Origin of the sequence: Candidatus Phycosocius spiralis, assembly GCF_030158815.1 — a bacterium.
GTDB classification, from domain to species: domain Bacteria; phylum Pseudomonadota; class Alphaproteobacteria; order Caulobacterales; family Aquidulcibacteraceae; genus Aquidulcibacter; species Aquidulcibacter spiralis.
Window position 1 is genome coordinate 1 of record NZ_BPFZ01000033.1, and the last position, 820, is coordinate 820.

General features: G+C 44.3%; 1 protein-coding gene. It reads left to right on the forward strand.

From position 1 onward, the window contains the following. The coding region (locus PsB1_RS11765; RefSeq protein ID WP_284361835.1) for a hypothetical protein at positions 1-820 on the forward strand (820 nt) is incomplete at both ends.

An 820-nucleotide genomic window follows, 5' to 3' on the forward strand; every position in this document is an offset into this window, starting at 1 on the left:
AAAATGGTGCTTTTCTTCCTGCCGATATTGCCATTGCTGGGTTTGATACACCTACTGAATTATTGGGCCGGGATGCGCAAAACGGCATTGGTTTGTTGTTTTCGCGGGTCAATGGCCCCGTTGCGGTCACCATCGGCGGCTATGGTGAATCAGGTAATGGTTTGACTGGGGAAAGGACACAAGGATTAGATTTTTATAATCGCCGCCTTGGTCAAAATATGGTTGATTTCCTTGGGGATGAACGCTCTTTGAATATCGGCATATATGGCGAAGCTAATTATATTGCGAACCCTGAGCTGAAATATCAGGATTTATATTGGTTGGATTTTGACAATCCCGATTACCAAACCCAGAATTTTTCAGCCACTTTTTGGCCCCAGCCTGATCAAGGCATTACCCATCTTGACTTCAATGTGTTGGGCGGGCGCGCCATCAAGGGGGAATCGCTTACAGGTGAGGGCGATTCTGGTTCCCCCTTGATCACAGGCGCATTTGGCCGTGAAGTCTCGCTTGGGGTTTTAAGTCAAGGCAGTACAATTTTTTATGATTTTACAGATATACCAAATGATAATTACATTAATAGTAACTTTTTTTCTAATTATGGCACAATGGCAGGCTATAATCCGCTGTTTTTGTTTTGGGATCAGATCTTGATCAATAATCCCTATAAATATGTGACAGCAAAAGCAGGGGATGGGGAGTGGAATGATACAACGCGCTGGACCCAAGAACTTGACCCCCTTTATTATACGTTAGACGCCAATAATAAATTGCAAAATGCATTGCCAAAAACCGATGCACAAGGCCCCACCGATGCCAG